Below are 15,358 nucleotides of genomic sequence, written 5' to 3'. Positions count from 1 at the left end.
GTTGCTGCCATAAACGGGATCTGTTTAACAGTCAGGGAAGGCGAACGAACGGGTAGCGTTAGTTATTCTCTTTGGAGGGTAACCTGTATAAAAACAGGCTTAGGGTAAAATATTTCGCTGTTCGCTCCTGGCACAAAGCGGACTAAGGCGAGGCCAGGTCCGCTATGAGCGAGGAGCGGACGTTAGACCTGCAAAAATGTCTGACAGTAGTGACGTAAAAGTCTGGATGACCAAGGATAATTCAGAGAGGAGCCGGACAGACTGGGCATCAGGGCCGACTATCCGGCCAGTGAGGGCGCTCTATTACTCATAGCCTTTAAAACACGCGATTAGCATGTCAGTGAGGATCTTGACTTTCTGCGCCGGATGCTGACCCGGTGGACGAACGACATATACGCCGGCCGACGGCGGTGGATAGCGTGTCATTATCGACACCAGTGCGCCCGAGACCAGGTGGGGACGGGTCACACCATCAGGAAGCCAGGCAATGCCGAGTCCTTCTATTGCGGCAGCGGCGAGGGCTGTCGCGTTGTCGGCTTTGAAACGCCCACGAGGATTCACCGTCACAATTTTCTCACCATCTATAAACTTCCAGGCTTCCGTTCCCTGCATCAGGGCCTGATGATTAACCAGCTCTTCCGGGTTTTCAGGCGCACCGTGCACCTTAATGTAGTCCGGGCTCGCCACTAGTTTTCCGTAAATCGGCCCGACGCGCCTTACCATCAGGTTAGAATCCGGCAGGTAGCCCACCCGAATGGCACAATCGAAACCTTCTGCTATGAGATCAACAATTTGGTCGCTAAAGGAGAGATGAATATGGAGTCGCGGGTGGTTTAGCGCCATTCTTGCAAGGACAGGGGCGAAGTGCACAGGACCGAAAGAAAGCGATACGGCCACCCGCAAACGGCCATGAAGCTCGCCGGCCGGGAGGAGGGTTTCCCTTGCTGCCTCAATTTCGGCGCATGCTCTGGCGGCATAATCCCGAAATGTGCTTCCCGCTTCCGTGAGAGCGGCACCGCGGGTTGTCCGCACCAGAAGCTGGACGCCAAGATCTGCTTCAAGCCGGGCGAGCCGTCGGCTGACAATGGATTTGGAAACACCGAGCCTGCGTGCAGCAGGCGAAACTCCACCCGTATCAGCGACTTCTACGAAGGTGAGTAGCTCATCAATGTCCATGTAGTGTCCCCTGTTGAGGCATTGCCGTGCCTGGAACAGCCGGGTTCCATTATTACCAGTTGGCACAGGAGTGTCCATTTATTAAGCGCCTTGATGCGCAGCGGAATCGACCTTGCACGAAAGGCAGATATGATGTGCTGCTTCGGACGGTTTTACGATAAAGAAGGGTTCAGCCGGAAGGAAAAAATGAGGCCAGTGTTGACGTCACCTGCCTCTGTCTTAGTGAGTCCGTGCGGATCGCTGCCATCAATCGATAAAGGCACATCCAGGACGATCCGGCTTCCCCCCTCGCATCAGTCTGTGTTGCCCGGTATCGGGGTATTGAGCAGTTGCTGCTCCCATAAGTATGCAATACCGCTACCCGCTGAGTGCTGAATGAACACCTTATTCAGTTCTGCGGCACTCTCCGTCCTGGCCCAGTCGCGCTGCCACTCCGCTGCCAGCGCCATCCAGGTCATCATATTTACCCCGGCTTCGGTCATACGGAGTATGGCTACCTGATGCGCCTCGACCGAGACTGCACCCGATGCGTCAGTAATCACTGTCACATCCCAGCCCTCACCGGCGGCCTGGATTGCCGGCATCGCGACACAAATTTCGGTCCACAGCCCGGCGATGATTAGTTGCCTGCGACCCGTCGCCTTAACAGCATCTACCACTTTTGGATCTTCCCATGTGTTGATGAACGTCCGGTCTATCACCTCCTGGCCGGGGAATACGTCAGTGATTTGCGGAAAAATAAGACCGCCACGTTCGGAAATCACACTCGTCAGGATTGTCGGAACCCCAAAGACTTTGGCGGCTTTCGCCAGGGCGGTAGAATTGTTGACCACCGCGTGCGGATCGTGACTGTTCAGATTGGTGAGCTGGTAAGGTTGGTGATCAATCAGAACCAGTACGGAATTTTCAGGGCGAAGAAGCGAATTAAGGCCGTTGCGAAAGGTCATACATGTGTCCTCTGTTACCGTTTTGAGTGAGGTTGATGTGGTCTTAAGGCCTGTGCAGTCTCCGGCACCGCCTGATTCAGATACTGGCACTTCTCCTCTGCATGTGGTAGCGCCCTTTCCTGACTTACTCTGTCGCATAAAGTGGAACGCTACCCCAGCGCCTTTGGTAACAGGGGTTCTGTGCCGGAACCGCCGAAATTTCCGGCACTACGAATTAGTCGATTTTTGAAGCATGTTTGGTGTGTGCTTATGTGTACGATTATGGAGCCATGAGTGAGAATTTATCCGTACCAGCTATTTGAGACATTGCAATAAGTGATTTCCCGCTCTAATCGGCTATTTCTTTGCTGTCCGATTGACGTCGGTCTTACGTACAGGCCGCTGAACGCCAAAATTATGCATCACGGAAATTTCGGCGGTTCCGACGTACAACCCCATGTTTATATATATCAGACAGTTACTTAACTAATGGGGTCCGCCTGGAAAACGGGAAATACCCTACACTAAGCCTGTTTTTTGTACAGGCTGCTATCTACTGAGCGTAACGAACGGTATTTCCGCTGTCCCAGCTTGAGGTTTGTTCTCCAGACGTAATCCCCACTCAGGTTGATGTGCTCCCATCCCAGCGGGGACAGATGAGAAATCAGCTGTTCATTTAATGGGATCCTTTTTCGCTTCAGAGAATGAATGGCTCTTTCTATCCTGATGTACCAAGCCTGAATACCCTCAAGGGACGATTTGGTCGTTCCCGGACAGGATTCAGCCATTTTGTCAGCCCAAGATTGATGCCATCGGCCAGGATGGTGGTCAGTAACAACTTTCTGTCTTTAGGTCTGACGTGATGATTTTTGAGATGGGTGAAATGGCTGATAAAACCGGTCCAGCCGTCCACTTCATCCAGTTTTTCAGTAATTTTAGGGTGAGGCAGCATGGCATAAACCAGATCGGCAAAAGGGATACTGCTGAAGGGACACTGTTATCCAGCGGGGTAATTTTCACGCCTTTATCCGATATATCAACATCGGGCAAATTACCGACCAGCGCCATCGCATTCACTTCCTCCAGGCGCGATGCCAGAAGTGGCATACGACTTTCGATGTATTCATGGCAATCGGTAGGAATAGCAAGGGGTAGCTGGTTATCCCGGAGTGATTTTTCAAAATCACCAGACGGGATCAGATAATCATCGAAATTCCTGTAGCGACGAGATCCCTTTACCCAGATGTCACCAGAACGTAAGGCTCCCTTCAGTTCATTCAACACGCAAAATTCGTAATATTTACGATCAATGCCGGAGGAGGTGATCACAACCTTTCTCCAGCTTTCAGGGATGAACCCGGTTGGCGCGGAAGGCGGTACTTTTCGGAGTTGTTTTCGATACATCTCTCTGACGGTATCCAGCGCATCACAGAGTTGCATTGCGGCGGGTGCAGCCATGAAATGCAACGCGGATAGCATCCGGGGGGCGTATTTACGCAGCGTACTGTATTCTTCTGTGATCAGATGCAACGTCCTTACGTGACGGGAACCGCGACTCTTCCACGCTGTTGATGAATTCCTGACAGGGAAGAACGTCTTCTATTGCGGCCCAGGGATCTTCACCGGACTCTCTGGCGTTAAGCAATGCCTGCCCGACGGTAACGTATTGCTTCAGCTTACTCTGAATCAGCTTTCCCATTTGCTGGAGTCGTTCGGCCTGCGCGCGTTTTGCCCTGCTGAACAGACTCCCCAGAATACGCTCGTGCAGCTCAATAACTTCGTCTGTCAGGGTGGCCCTTGCTTCCGATATGACACAAACCAGCGAGGCATAACGGCGAACATCCGTGAATTTTGCCAGGTCGCGGCTACTCATTTTCCTGCCTTCGCGTGCGAGTTTCAGGAGCCGGTTCTGGTGAACGGAAAGCGCAATGTCGCCAGGCAGTGCCAGCGACTCAATCGAATTTGACCGGTCGATATGTTGCAGGACATTTTTACCATTAATTTTCCCCGGAGGCTGGAGCAACCAGGCCAGCCGTGAAAGTTGCTCACCCTCAGATACCAGCAGACGGTCCAGCGCAGCTTTATGTCCCGGCTCAAGCTGCGCGTTAAACGCAGAAAAGACCGCCCTGTCTGCAAGCGTTGTTGCTTCGACCAGGGTTACGCCCGCGGAGTTTAAAAAACACGCACATGAATGGCTGATTGCCGTCGGCATCAACATCTGCAAGCCGCTCCCCCCGCTGCACAGAGTGTCCCGTATCGCCCTACTGTGACTATTACCGGGACAAGGCGGCGTAGAGCCCTTAAATTAAAACTGGATGCTGGATTATGCTTCAGGTGGTCCGGTTTAAGCGCGATCTGCGCACATTTGATAATGAGGCGCTGTCCCGTGCCTGTAATGCAGGACCGGTTCTGTGCTTGTACGTATTTGACCCGATTACTGGGTCCTGAAAGATACCAGCAACCGCCAGTGGCTGTTTATTTGTGAATCTCTGAACGATCTGTCCACGCAGCTCCACGGCATTGGCGGGCACCTGACTGTGATGAACGGCACCGTAACAGGTGCACTGTCTGAATTGCGTCGGCAGATCGGTAGCTTTGTTCTGCACAGTCACGAAGAGACTGGCAATCTGTGGACCTTTGATTATGATAAAGACGTTTCTGCATGGTGCCGTACGCAGGGTTGTGACTGGTTTCAGTACGCCCAGAACGGCGTATGCAGGCCCGTCAAAATTGGTGTTGCAAAAACGGGAGTGACCATAGAGTTCGTTTTCCAGGCGGTCCCCTTATACATCGGCGTAGTATTCATTTTCCTTTACGTTCTTCACTAGGTGTCAACCCGAAAACCTTTTTGTATGAGGTTGTGAAGTGATTACTATTTGAAAAGCCACACATGTATGAAATATCAGTGATAGAGGTTTCGGTATTTTTTATTCTTACCCTTGCCGAAACCAGCCGTAATCTTTTCAGGTAGTTTTCAGGCGTCATACCGGTGGTTTCCTTTATGCGACGAAACAACGTTCGTTGCGTCAGCAAAAACTCGTCCGCCACATACGTCCAGCTAATCTCCGTAAAACAGTGTTCCTGCAAATAACGCAGTAGACGATGCAGTTTGTACTGAGTGTGATTACGATGCGCAGTTTCCTGTTGATTCACCAGATTCATGATCAGCTGAAAAAAAAGCCCTTCCTGCTTCAGTGCACAGATTCCCTGATCACGGCCAGGGGTGCTGGCAAACATCTGGCCGACAAGATTTCGGCAATGATTTTTTACTTCAGGCAATAACCAACCGTAATGGCCGCCTTCACTGGCTGAAAAGCGGGAGAGTAATCCCTCGGTGTTGGTCAGATAATTGAACTTAGTTTGCGGGTTGATAAGCACGTTGATCAGCTTCAGCGTGCCTAGCTCATCATAGAAATGGTAGTCATTGTCGCTGACTAAAAAAACATCCCCTTCCTGAATAAAAATGGGCTTGCCATTAATCACGTGCAGACCATGTCCGCTATCCACAATCACCAGTTCGTTAAAATCATGACAATGCTCACTGTTATTATCTTCCGGGTCACTGGAATAGACCGACAGTTTCTCATCAACTGACGGAAAATAGGCTTCAACTCTGAGCTTTTCCATAGGGACGCTATCTCTTATCGTTCGCAAATCCGGTCAGGCAGTCAACATAAATCATTGCCCTCAGGGAGGCGAATCTGTTTTCGAAATTTGTGAACATCGCCGTAACTACCCCACCCAGGCTGCCATTTCTGCCGTCAGGCTGGCAATCACAGAATAGCTGGCCGATCCCGTCAGGCGCACACTGAATGCCACAATAACACCGATCAGGAATCTGGCATGTCCCAGGGAATTCAAAGAAACAGTGAAGTGATTTTTCAGCGCAACACCCATTTTCTGTCTACCGCAGCCAACCTCGTACCTAGATTACAACAGAGCCACTGTGCGGCAGTCAGTCTGGTAAAAGCGGTCGCCGATGCGTCACAGGTCCACGGATGGCGTACCGAAATCTGCGGTGCGCCTGCCAGTCTGGCAAACCGGGAACTTGCAGCGGGGGAAGAAATCGTTGTCGATTTCGGTATGCATTGCGTCGGTTACTTCGGCCTGCGCTGTGAGGCCGCCGGAAGCCCGCCTGACGCCCCTGCACATCTGCAATTTATTTTTGGTGAAACCCCCGCGGAAGTCGCCGAACCCTTCAGTGATTATGATGGCTGGCTGAGTAGCAGCTGGTTGCAGCAGGAAGATATCTATCTGGATGTATTGCCGGAGCTGGTCCGCCTGCCACGCCGTTATTGCTGTCGCTACGTCAAAATCAAAGTGATATCAACGTCAGCGAAATTTACACTGCGGCTTAGTGACATTCATCTCACCACGGTGACGTCAGCGGATCCCTCCACACTGGTCAGTCTCAATCACCCGGATGCCCTTCTGGAGCATATCGATCAGGTCAGCGTACTGACCCTGCGTAATTGCATGCAGGACGTATTTGAGGACGGACCGAAACGCGACCGCCGGTTATGGCTCGGTGATTTACGCTTACAGGCGCAGGTGAATTACCAGACCTACGGCCAGAACGATCTGGTCAGGCGCTGCCTGTATTTGTTCGCCGGCGTCACACGCGAAGATGGAATGGTTTCTTCGAATTTGTTTATGAAGCCCGATGTCATTGCAGACGATACGTTTTTGCTCGATTACGCCCTGTTTTTTGTCGCCACGCTAGCCGACTACGTTGCTGCAACAGACGACCTGACGACCCTGAATGACCTCTGGCCAACTGCATTGCGCCAGATTGAACTGGCCCTTGAGCGTGTCGGCGAAAATGGCATCCTGCGCGACAGTGAGGACTGGTGGGCCTTTATCGACTGGCATGAATCTTTGAATAAACAGGCCCCTGCACAGGGTGTGCTGATTTACTGCCTTAAAAAAGGCCTTGAACTGGCACAGCGGTGCGATCATGACAAAGTCACCGGGCTGAATCAGCAGATCCGTTATCTGGATGCCGCAGCCAGACGTGAGCTGTGGGATGAAGAAAAAGGCTTTTTTGTCAGCGGCGCACAGAGGCAAATCTCCTGCGCCTCTCAGGTCTGGCTGGTACTCGCCGGGGTCGGTGAAAACGCATTGCGGGCGCGAGTCATGTCTAATCTGCTGAGGACACAACCGGAAACCGGCATGAATACGCCCTACATGATGCACCATTTCATTGATGCGCTGATAAGCGTGGGCGAAACAGGCCGCGCAGTACAGGAAATAAAAAAATATTGGGGCGGCATGGTTCAGGCCGGTGCCGATACGTTCTGGGAATTATACGACCCGAAACGCCCTGGTTTTTCCCCGTATGGTAGTAAGTTGATTAACAGTTACTGTCATGCATGGAGCTGTACCCCCGCTTATTTCATTCGCAAATACGGGTTGTAACCTTTTAAAATATAACAATAACCTCCACCCTGAAGAGAATAAATTATGCAAAACACGACATTTTCCATATGGCGGCAACGCCTGGGATATGGGATCGCGGATTTGTCCTGCAACCTCGTCTGGCAAATGATTTCGCTCTATCTCATGTTCTTCTATACCGACATTCTGGGGCTACCCGCCTATTATGCCGGGCTGATGTTCTTAGTCACCCGTCTGGTGGATGGCGTCGCCGATGTCCTGATGGGGTTGGTGATCGACAATACTTACACTCGCTGGGGACGCTGCCGCCCTTATCTGCTGATTGGCGCGGTGCCCTTTGGTTTGTTGTGCGTAATGGCATTTTATGTCCCTGATTTCGGCCTGACCGGCAAACTCTGGTATGCATTCCTGACTTACCTGTGCCTGTCATTCCTCTATACGCTGGTGAATATCCCCTTCTGCGCTATGCTGCCCTTTATCACCAATGATTCGAAAGAACGTACCACGCTTTCCGCAGTACGTATTGTCATGGGATCCCTTGGCTCAACCATTGTCGCCGTCGCTACTCTGCCGCTAGTGCATTCGCTCGGCAATGGCAATCAGCAGTCCGGTTTCCTGTATACCGCGATGATCTTCGGCGGGATTGCCATCCTTTTCCTGTTACTGAGCTTTGCTAACGTTAAAGAAAGCATCAACGTGCAGAACGAAAGAATGACCCTTAAACGGGCATGGACCAGTCTGCGACACAACCGTCCGTGGTTTGTTTTTGCCGTGAATATTTTCCTGATGTGGGGCGCTTTCTTTTTCCAGACCGGAGCGCTGGTCTATTTCTTTAATTATTATGTCGGTGATCCGAATATCACGGCGGTGGCTGCCGGTATTTCAACCTTCGTTCCGTTATTAGGCACATTAACCGTGCCATTTATGGCGGCGAGAATGAAGAAACGCCATGTTTATTTATTCTCCTGTGCGATTAATTTAGCAGGCATGATCATCATGATATTCTCCGGCAGCGCCATTACCGGTTTGCTGGCAGGGGCTACGATATTATCTGTTGGTGCCGGACAACGCACGGCAATCTATTTTTCAATGCAGGCTGATCCTGTCGATTATGGTGAATGGAAAACCGGTATTAATACTGCGGGCATTCTGACATCCATCAACGGTTTTCTGGGTAAAGTTGCCATGGCGGGCGCGGGCGCAATCAGTGGCATCCTGCTCTCTGCTGGCGGTTATGTCGCCAATCATGCGCAAAATCCGCACGCACTTCTGGCCATCAAAGCCTGTTATCTGTATATCCCAGCTGGCCTGATCCTTTGCTCAATGTTCTGGATAGGTCGCTATTACCGGCTCGATGATAATTACGAGAAAATTAAATCCGAGCTGGATAAAAGAAAAAATGACGACGAAATTAGTTCCGGACAGAAGGTTCAGCCACAAACAGTGAATAACCTTTGAGATAAAAAAAAACCATTCAATCTTCACCTCTGATAATAATAAAGGTTTCCTATGCGTCTAACGACAATTTACGCAGGAATGTCATGCTTTTTTATTGGCATGACATCACCAGCAATCAGCTTTGCGGCCGGAAATACACTAACAGTGGAGCAGCGTCTGGCTTTACTGGAACAGCGATTAAATCAGGCCGAACATGATGCCAGACAGGCTCAGTTACGGGTCACGCAGGCAGAACAGCAAACACGTGACGCCGATAGCCGTGCACAAGTGGCTGAGAATCGGGTGCAGCAACTTGAAAACCGTACATCCGCTGTAGAAGCACAGACTGCGGCAACCGGTAAAAAAATTGATGACACTACACTGGCAGCAGCTAAGAGCACCCCGGCAGATAATGGTTTTGAGTTTTCCGGTTATGCCCGCTCCGGGATGTTAATTAATGGCAACGGGCGCGGCGCAAGAGGCGGGCCGGGCATATCTCCGGCCAGCTCAATAGGGGGCGACGCCCATGTCGGACGACTGGGGAATGAAAAAGATAATTACGTAGAACTAAGCTTCATCAAACATCTTCAATTTGATGACGGCTCGAAAGCACGTTTTAAAACGATGCTGGCCGACGGGGCGAATAACCCTGACCCGTGGGTTCAGGATAACGACAGTCATCATCTGAATGTACGTCAACTTTATGTCGAAATGACGGACTTACCGAGTTTTAGCGGGCCTGTTAAAAACGCTACCCTTTGGGCAGGTAAAAGGTTCGACAGGGATAACTTTGATATCCACTTCACTGACAGCGACATTATGTTCCTCGGCGGTACAGGTGGCGGGATTAATGACGTGCAATGGACACCACACTTCAAAAACGATTTCTCCATTTATGCCCGCAATTTTGGCGATCTTGGCAGTGACCGTTATAACGACAACGATGTGCAAAACGTCATGCTCACCGCCAACAGTTTCTATGATAACTGGCAGCTGATGCTGACCGGCATGGCAGCACAGGGTAACGATGAGCTGAAAGACAACACCTCCACCACCGGCAGCTATGCCCTGCGCAGTGACAATACCGCGCAGCACGGCTATTACGCGATGCTGGCTTATCATGATAAAGAGCGGTTCTATGGCGTATTGCCGGGCAGTTCTGAAAGTGCTTTGCAGTTCGGTGAGGGTCTCGGCGCAGAAGCGCGGCAACCAGGCAGCGATGGTGATCTGACCCGGGATGCAACGTCTGTCAGGTTCGCTTCGTACGGCATTCTGCCGGTGTCGAAAAACTGGGAAATCGCGCCGTCGGTGATTGCACAACATAGTGAGGATCGTTACCGCAGTGGCGACCGTTATGACTGGGCAACATTCAACCTTCGTGCCTCCCAGGCCATTACACAGAACTTCGCCTTACTTTACGAAGCCTCGTGGCAGTATATGGATCTTAATCCTAATGGAAGAACCTATAATAATAACGGAGACATTGACGCTTATCAGTCAGTTAAAGGCGATTTCTATAAACTGACGTTTGCCCCGACATTCAAAGTTGGTGACGTGTTCGATATCAAAGCACGACCTGAAATTCGTTTCTTTGTGACCTATATGAACTGGGATAAAGAATTAGATCGTTATGCTGTGAACGATGATTTCGGCAGTGCTGGCTTCACCTCAGGTGGTAACTGGAACTTTGGTGTGCAAACGGAAATTTGGTTTTAAATAGCGGAACTGTGACATATTTAAGTAATGTGTCACAGTTTCTCATCACTAGATGGGTGAACTACCCAATAGTATCAACCTTTAAATTAATGCAAAGCCATAAATACTTAATATCCATCACCCTACTTTATCTATTTAAAAGTCAGTCCATAAAGCAGAAGCCATGAAAAAATTCACAAAATGAAATATTGATAATTGTAATGCAATAAACCCTCTATTATTCCTGTGTTTCTCGGGTCGGTAAATCAATCAACTTGCTGACTAATTTCACTTTTCCGTTGTTTTTTAAATAATTGAACCATAGCAGAGGATATACTCTCAGCAGGTCATCGGCTTTATTGAATAAATCGAACTTTTGGCCGTAATCAGGATCAGATCATCACATTCATGACCTTCAGGTGGTATCACGTGGCAAAACAAAAATTCAAAATCACCAACTGGGCTACCTGGGGGTCTTATGCGCGCAAACGCATGAAAGCGACAGAGATAGTTTTGTATATCGCTTTGGTTAATGTCGCCGGTAGCGCGGCGCAGTCGCCCTGCATTGACAGGTTCCACCAATCCCATCCCCCGCCCTTGTATCTAAAATTACGTAGTGATTAGCTACCACCACACGGAAGCAGAATGCGACCGGCCCCGCCCTGAAGATCAGTTGAATCAACAACTGAATCTTGCTATGCAGCTAATGGCCCTCTGCTTCCCCTTTCACGCCAGCACAGTATGTTGAACGGTTACCGGGAGCCCGACTCCGTATGAACAAGGCGAACAGGCGTGACGGCCAATGTGAGAGGAGGAAAAGTATGTTTCCTGTAGGTATTGATGTGAGTAAGCGCACCCTTGACCTGTGCATGCTGTATGACGGCATACAGGGGCGCATTAAAACGAAGAAGATTAAGAATGATAGCAATGCTTCACCCGCTATCTTCGCCTGGCTCAGGCGTCAGCATTGCGGGCCGGAAGATATTCACTTTGTGATGGAGGCAACTGGTGTCTACCACGAACAGCTGGCAACGGCGCTGCATGACGCCGGTGGGCATGTGTCTCTGGCCAATCCGCACCGCAGCCGGGATTTTGCCCGCGGGATGGGCATCCTGACTAAAACGGATAAGGTGGATGCGTATATGCTGGCCTGCTATGCACTGCTTAAAAAACCGCATCGCTGGATGCCCCGGCCCCCCGAGATACGTCATCTCAGAGCTCTGCTCCGTCGTCGTGATGTGCTGGTCAGTGATGTCGTCCGGGAGCAGAATCGCATGGAAAAGTATCAGAGCGCCGACACGCCTGCAGAGGTGGTCTAAATAGTAGGCTTCAGACATTTCAAACGAGGATTTACATATGTCAGTGAGCTAGCTTTAGCCTTATCCGGGAAACGCTTCAATTATGCAGGCCAGCCAGCTAACGCCTGGTTAATGATTGCTTCAAGTTTGTCCCGGCCAAATCCCGCTTTTGCCTGGATAGCCATTCCGTGCAGCACCGCGCACACATATGCAGCCAACGCCGCACTATCAGCCGTCGGTGGCAAATCGCCTTCATCTTTCGCCCGTTCGAAACGTTCGCACAGCTTCGCTTCTCCCTCTTCGCGCGCAGCGATCAGCGCCTTTTGGATCGACTGCGCATCGTCGGAACAAGCCAGCGCGCCATTGATTCCCAGACAGCCAGTGTGCTCGGGATATCGGGTTTGCAAATTCGCTGCGGCACGCAGAACGTATGCTGCCACTGCCTTTGCCGTCGGTTGTGCCAGCGCGGCAGGAAAGAAATTCAGATAATGAGCGTAGTACCGCTCCAGCGCGCGCAGAAACAACGCCTCTTTATTACCGAAGGCGGAATACAGCGCAGGACGCTCCACTCCGGTTGCTTTGGTTAAATCTGAGTAGGACGCGCCCTCATACCCTTTGCTCCAGAATACGCCCAGCGCCGCATCCAGCGCCTGCTCTACATCAAATTCGCGATTACGACCCATTACCTGACCTCATCATTTCATAACGGTCGATATTAAATCTCTTGACGGCAGAAGTCTAATTACATAACGTTCATTACGTAATGATTGTTATGAAATATCAAATTCCCCATAACTGGGTAACTCATTTACAGAAGGAATTTTGTTATGCAGAAATCGTTAACGGGTAAAGTGGCGCTGGTGACAGGTGGATCGCGCGGTCTGGGCGCGGTTATCGCCGGGCAGTTCGCCGATCAGGGCGCAGATGTGGCGATTACCTATGTGGCTTCCAGCATAAAAGCTGAAGCCGTGGTGGAAAAACTGCGGGCAAAAGGGGTGCGCGCTATCTCCATTCAGAGCGATCAGGCCGATACTTCCGCCGCTCAACCTCTGGTTAAAGAAGTGGTTTCTCAACTCGGCAAGCTCGATATTCTGGTGAATAACGCCGCCATCGCGGTTCAGGGTAAAACGGTGGACGACCCGGAGCTTGATACCTTAAATCTCGACCGGCAGTGGCAAACCAACGTCATGGGGCCCGTCGCGGTTACCCGCGCCGCTGCGCAGGTGCTGTCGACGGAAGGCCGAATTATCTTTATCGGCTCGCTGCTGGGCGGCCATGTTCCCTTTACTGGGGCCGCCGACTATGCCGGAACGAAAGCGGCTATTGTGGGCTATGCAAAAGGCGTGGCGCGGGATCTCGGCAGAAAAAATATCACGGTGAATGTGATCCAGCCTGGCGTCATGCCGACGGAAATGTCGCGTGAGGCGCTGGGCGAATCGGTTCCGGAATCGCTGATGGATCTTCACCCTATCCGCCGCATCGCCACGCTGGAAGAGGTTGCCGCCATGGTCGTCTTCCTGGCGGGCCCGCAAGGCGGCTATATTACCGGCGGCGTTATCGATATCGCCGGCGGACTGAGTATTTAATCCCCCTTCTCAGCCGGAAATCTCCCCGGCTGAGTCGTTACAGCGCTGGTGTACCTTCTGTGTATCGGCGTTGTAGTGGCTAAGTGGTAATGTCCGCTTCTGGCACAGGGCAGCCTGACGCAGGCGGCCTCGTCCGTTTAGAGCTGTAAGTTCAAACGATGGATGCAACTGCCATCAGTTATTCAGAGAATAATAACCGCGCTAAGCAGAGGAACGGTAATAAAATAATTGAAGAAAATTCAAATACTGCCGATAAACCCTCTGTTTACACATTATTATATTTAAATTGCGCAAGGCATAACATCTTATAAAGGCCGCTATGAAACTAATTAAAACCGCTATTTTATTCGTAGTTTCTGCAGGAATCGCAGGGTGTGCTCAAGTATTACCTCTGGATTATAAAAACTACAGTGGAAGTGATGCTGCTACGTTGTATGTTCTTAACAGTCAGGGGAATGTAGGCACTATCTACCTGGGTTCCTATACCTATGACAGTAAATATAGTTGTTATGATATGTCCGATCGCCATGAACTTGACTCGAATGTTTTTCAAGCTAAAGGAAACATAGTGGTTGTTAAAATTAAACCAGGAGTTACTTATGCAGTGTCGCAGATAATAAATGGCGGAGAATTTATTAAAAGCTCTTACTCATCCCTGATCCCTGATGCCGGGAAATATTACTATATATCCTCAGGGAGTAAAGCCGTTCAGGTGCCTGCTGATTTCGTTCCTGGTGCCTCCGCTAACCCCGATAATGTAGTCAAAAATTATGAGAAAAATGAAGTCAAATATTGGAATGTAAAAAAGATCTGTTCACCTCTGCTCTTCAGAATGCTTTAAATTATAATATGCATACACTCTGTAAATAAATTTAAGGGTACAATAAATTCGCTTATCAATTACTGTTCCTTCAGTAAAAGCATAGCAAATTGTTCCCCGGACATATCATCAGCTACTCAGTTTCTCCAACAGTTAATATCAGTAGCCTTCATCATCACGGCGAAACAGACATATAGCAGTAGTTCTCTGGCTGTTTAACGCGAGGAACAAACGTAATGGTTCCGGAGGATGGTCATGCTGGATTGGTTGGTAAGTAATGATTAAACAGCAGAATGTTGCAAACAGCGCTACGGGGCAAGCCTGCGCTCGCATGTAAAGCTGTTTATTTATTGCCCGGACAGGGCCGTAATAAAGTCGCGGCAGGAACGCAGCGGGCGTCCAGGAAGTGTGACCAGATGCTCTCTGTCGCCGCTTCTGATAAAGAATGGCCTGCCGTAGCAGGCACTGTCAGGAAGTGTGGCTTCAGGAATGAACATTTTTCGACGTAAGCCCGAAAAATTAAGCGGTTCATCGCACTTTTATTCACCATTACGACTCTTCAGCAAACCTCTTCCGTATGCCTGGTATCATATTCCAGCTGCGCCTGCCCCATTTCAGCCCCATGTTTTAGCGCCCATTCGTACAGGGCAATAAAAGGTTCCTGCAGCGTCTTTGCCAGCGCTGTAAGACTGTACTCCACACTCACTGGCGAAGTAGGCAGTACCTTTCGATGCACCAACCCATTGCGCTCAAGCCGCTTAAGCGCATCAGACAAGGCTTTGTGCGTAATCCCATCCAGCCGACGGCGGAGTTCATTGAAGCGTACGGGTTCACTACAAAGTACTGTAAGGATTAAAATCGACCATTTATTGGTTATGTTCTCAAGGACCGGTCGGGTTTTTCCTATTTCTGTCAGGCTATTACTGTCAATCTGATTCATGGCGATATACTCCGCGATACCTGGTATAAACAAAGTGCGTAATTGTTATTAAGTATAAAAATTATATCATCTGTTTTCCATCC

General features: G+C 50.2%; 13 protein-coding genes and 2 pseudogenes. 9 read left to right on the top strand and 6 right to left on the bottom strand.

The features are described from left to right. Positions 1-303 precede the first annotated feature (303 nt). From SD961_RS15465 to SD961_RS15455, 3 genes and pseudogenes are all read right to left on the bottom strand, one after another. Positions 304-1,176: a LysR family transcriptional regulator gene (locus SD961_RS15465; RefSeq protein ID WP_318791235.1), complete on the bottom strand. Its 873-nt coding sequence runs from the start codon at positions 1,174-1,176 to the stop codon at positions 304-306. 293 nt (positions 1,177-1,469) lie between these two features. Beyond that, positions 1,470-2,123 carry a hydrolase gene (locus tag SD961_RS15460; protein WP_318791234.1) on the bottom strand — a complete coding sequence of 218 codons (654 nt, stop codon included), beginning with the start codon at positions 2,121-2,123 and terminating at the stop codon, positions 1,470-1,472. Between the two features lie 503 nt (positions 2,124-2,626). Beyond that, positions 2,627-4,260, bottom strand: a pseudogene (locus tag SD961_RS15455) (Tn3 family transposase); the annotation flags it as partial. Between the two features lie 41 nt (positions 4,261-4,301). Between SD961_RS15455 and SD961_RS21730 the strand changes: the two are divergent. The 3 genes from SD961_RS21730 to SD961_RS21720 are packed head-to-tail and all read left to right on the top strand — an operon-like array spanning position 4,302 to position 4,930. Beyond that, the gene (locus tag SD961_RS21730; protein ID WP_412916689.1) at positions 4,302-4,397 is read left to right on the top strand and encodes a hypothetical protein; all 96 of its coding nucleotides are present in this window, start codon (positions 4,302-4,304) and stop codon (positions 4,395-4,397) included. 30 nt (positions 4,398-4,427) lie between these two features. Beyond that, positions 4,428-4,550 (top strand): deoxyribodipyrimidine photo-lyase, encoded by a 123-nt coding sequence (locus tag SD961_RS21725; protein WP_412916688.1) that lies wholly within the window; start codon positions 4,428-4,430, stop codon positions 4,548-4,550. Beyond that, on the top strand, positions 4,547-4,930 hold the full coding sequence (locus SD961_RS21720) for a deoxyribodipyrimidine photo-lyase (RefSeq protein ID WP_412916693.1): 384 nt from the start codon (positions 4,547-4,549) through the stop codon (positions 4,928-4,930). Before SD961_RS21725 ends, SD961_RS21720 begins: the two co-directional genes overlap by 4 nt. Here the strand turns inward: SD961_RS21720 and SD961_RS15450 are convergent. Next, a complete protein-coding gene (locus tag SD961_RS15450) occupies positions 4,905-5,729 on the bottom strand; it encodes a helix-turn-helix domain-containing protein (protein ID WP_318791233.1) in 825 nt (274 codons plus the stop codon). The two genes, SD961_RS21720 and SD961_RS15450, sit on opposite strands and share 26 nt — an antisense overlap. 216 nt (positions 5,730-5,945) lie before the next feature. On the opposite strand from SD961_RS15450, the gene SD961_RS15445 reads away from it, so the two are divergent. From SD961_RS15445 to SD961_RS15430, 4 genes and pseudogenes are all read left to right on the top strand, one after another. Beyond that, positions 5,946-7,520 (top strand): sugar hydrolase, encoded by a 1,575-nt coding sequence (locus tag SD961_RS15445; protein WP_318791232.1) that lies wholly within the window; start codon positions 5,946-5,948, stop codon positions 7,518-7,520. A 45-nt stretch (positions 7,521-7,565) separates the two neighbouring features. Continuing rightward, a complete protein-coding gene (locus tag SD961_RS15440; protein ID WP_318791231.1) occupies positions 7,566-8,957 on the top strand; it encodes a glycoside-pentoside-hexuronide (GPH):cation symporter in 1,392 nt (463 codons plus the stop codon). 51 nt (positions 8,958-9,008) lie between these two features. Further along, complete coding sequence (locus SD961_RS15435; RefSeq protein WP_318791230.1) at positions 9,009-10,652, top strand: carbohydrate porin; 1,644 nt, start codon at positions 9,009-9,011, stop codon at positions 10,650-10,652. Positions 10,653-11,452: 800 nt separating this feature from the next. Next, positions 11,453-11,947 (top strand): annotated as a pseudogene (locus SD961_RS15430) (IS110 family transposase); the annotation flags it as partial. An 83-nt stretch (positions 11,948-12,030) separates the two neighbouring features. Here the strand turns inward: SD961_RS15430 and SD961_RS15425 are convergent. Continuing rightward, a complete protein-coding gene (locus tag SD961_RS15425; protein WP_318791229.1) occupies positions 12,031-12,612 on the bottom strand; it encodes a TetR/AcrR family transcriptional regulator in 582 nt (193 codons plus the stop codon). A 144-nt stretch (positions 12,613-12,756) separates the two neighbouring features. On the opposite strand from SD961_RS15425, the gene SD961_RS15420 reads away from it, so the two are divergent. Then, positions 12,757-13,515 (top strand): SDR family NAD(P)-dependent oxidoreductase, encoded by a 759-nt coding sequence (locus tag SD961_RS15420; protein ID WP_318791228.1) that lies wholly within the window; start codon positions 12,757-12,759, stop codon positions 13,513-13,515. A 319-nt stretch (positions 13,516-13,834) separates the two neighbouring features. After that, positions 13,835-14,356 (top strand): hypothetical protein, encoded by a 522-nt coding sequence (locus SD961_RS15415; RefSeq protein WP_318791227.1) that lies wholly within the window; start codon positions 13,835-13,837, stop codon positions 14,354-14,356. 538 nt (positions 14,357-14,894) lie between these two features. On the opposite strand, the gene SD961_RS15410 is transcribed toward SD961_RS15415, so the two are convergent. After that, entirely contained in the window at positions 14,895-15,275 is a 381-nt protein-coding gene (locus SD961_RS15410; RefSeq protein WP_318791226.1) for a helix-turn-helix domain-containing protein, read from the bottom strand. Positions 15,276-15,358: the final 83 nt, after the last annotated feature.

It is taken from the genome of Erwinia sp. MMLR14_017, assembly GCF_033657285.1.
In the GTDB taxonomy this organism is placed as follows: Bacteria; Pseudomonadota; Gammaproteobacteria; order Enterobacterales; family Enterobacteriaceae; genus Erwinia.
Note: the sequence above shows the minus strand (reverse complement) of the source record. Positions and strands in the feature narration are given on the sequence as shown.

Bases quoted from the DNA above. Each gene is read 5' to 3' on its own strand.
- SD961_RS15445 (WP_318791232.1), top strand. From the start codon at position 5,946: ATGTCCCAGGGAATTCAAAGAAACAGTGAAGTGATTTTTCAGCGCAAC.
- SD961_RS15450 (WP_318791233.1), bottom strand. From the start codon at position 5,729: ATGGAAAAGCTCAGAGTTGAAGCCTATTTTCCGTCAGTTGATGAGAAA.
- SD961_RS15425 (WP_318791229.1), bottom strand. From the start codon at position 12,612: ATGGGTCGTAATCGCGAATTTGATGTAGAGCAGGCGCTGGATGCGGCG.
- SD961_RS15460 (WP_318791234.1), bottom strand. From the start codon at position 2,123: ATGACCTTTCGCAACGGCCTTAATTCGCTTCTTCGCCCTGAAAATTCC.
- SD961_RS15420 (WP_318791228.1), top strand. From the start codon at position 12,757: ATGCAGAAATCGTTAACGGGTAAAGTGGCGCTGGTGACAGGTGGATCG.
- SD961_RS15440 (WP_318791231.1), top strand. From the start codon at position 7,566: ATGCAAAACACGACATTTTCCATATGGCGGCAACGCCTGGGATATGGG.
- SD961_RS15465 (WP_318791235.1), bottom strand. From the start codon at position 1,176: ATGGACATTGATGAGCTACTCACCTTCGTAGAAGTCGCTGATACGGGT.
- SD961_RS21725 (WP_412916688.1), top strand. From the start codon at position 4,428: ATGCTTCAGGTGGTCCGGTTTAAGCGCGATCTGCGCACATTTGATAAT.
- SD961_RS15415 (WP_318791227.1), top strand. From the start codon at position 13,835: ATGAAACTAATTAAAACCGCTATTTTATTCGTAGTTTCTGCAGGAATC.
- SD961_RS15410 (WP_318791226.1), bottom strand. From the start codon at position 15,275: ATGAATCAGATTGACAGTAATAGCCTGACAGAAATAGGAAAAACCCGA.
- SD961_RS15435 (WP_318791230.1), top strand. From the start codon at position 9,009: ATGCGTCTAACGACAATTTACGCAGGAATGTCATGCTTTTTTATTGGC.